This is a genomic window from Streptomyces sp. NRRL S-340 (genome assembly GCF_000720185.1).
GTDB lineage: Bacteria > Actinomycetota > Actinomycetes > Streptomycetales > Streptomycetaceae > Streptomyces.
Genome location: NZ_JOIY01000107.1, coordinates 1 through 751 on the forward strand (window position 1 = coordinate 1; position 751 = coordinate 751).

The 751-nt window shown below is 73.4% G+C and carries 1 pseudogene; it reads right to left on the bottom strand.

Annotation, left to right across the window (positions count from 1 at the left end):
- Nucleotides 1-738 (bottom strand): annotated as a pseudogene (locus tag IG64_RS41795) (hypothetical protein); the annotation flags it as partial.
- Nucleotides 739-751: the final 13 nt, after the last annotated feature.

The following is a 751-nucleotide window of genomic DNA, read 5'->3' on the forward strand; positions in this document are numbered from 1 at the left end:
GGGCAGGTGGTCGCCGGCGTGGCCGCTGGGGGTGTGCTGCGGGGCGTGGCCGCCGGGCAGATGGTCGCCACCCGCGTGGCTCGTGGGGATGTGCTCGCCGCCCGCGTGAACCGTGGGGGTGTGCTCGCCACCCGCGTGGATGGTGGGCGGGGTGTGGGTGTCGTCGCCGATGCGGCCCGCGTCGCCGAGGTCGGTGTCGAGGCTGCTGCCCAGGTGGAGGTGTTCCCCGGCGTGGGCCGCGGTGTCGGCGGCGGTGTGGGTGGCTGCGCCGGCCAGGACGGGTTCTCTGGCCGGGGTGGGGGTGTGGGGCAGGTCCGTGCCCGCGCCGGTGCCGGTGGGCGGGGGGTTGAGTTCGTCGGCGTGGATGAGGATGTTGCCGTGGCCGTCGACGATGTGGCCGTCCGGGTGCCCGTAGACCTGTCCGGTGCCTTCGGGGGTGTGCAGCGGGTGCGCGCCGTCGTGGACGACCGGGACGCCGTCGGGGAGTTCGAAGCTGCCGCTGGGCAGCCTGGTCGCTCCCTCGGGGACGGGGGCGCCCTCGGGGAGGCGGAAGCTGCCGTCGGGGAGTTTCACGGTGCCCTTGGGCAGGGTGATCGCGTTCTGGGGGAGTTCGGGGATGTCGATCTTGCCCATGCCCTTCAGGGCCTTGGAAATGTCCCCGATCTTCGACAGGCCCGCGCCGGCGCCCTTGGCGACATACGTCATCGGATCGATGACCCTGCCCGCCTTCCCCGCCACCGACAACGCCTTC